Consider the following 232-nt stretch of genomic DNA (forward strand, 5'->3'; position numbering starts at 1 on the left):
TGGGGAGGTCTCAACTTAATGCTTGACTCAAATATTAGGGGTCTCTTCAAGAGAATTGAATACCAAATCGCAAATTTAAAGGGTTTGTTTTTTAAAAACGAGAAACAAATGCTAGATAATATCAATGAGTTTAAAAAAGACAATGAAGAATTCAAAGATAATCAAAAATATGTTCTTACTGTACATATCGATGATCAAAACAACCCCCATAATGTAACGAAAAATCAGATTG

General features: G+C 30.6%; 1 pseudogene. It reads left to right on the forward strand.

Annotation, left to right across the window (positions count from 1 at the left end):
* Positions 1 to 18 precede the first annotated feature (18 nt).
* A pseudogene (locus SB775_RS34215) lies at positions 19 to 232 on the forward strand (hypothetical protein); the annotation flags it as partial.

The sequence above is a fragment of the Peribacillus sp. SIMBA_075 genome (assembly GCF_046534585.1).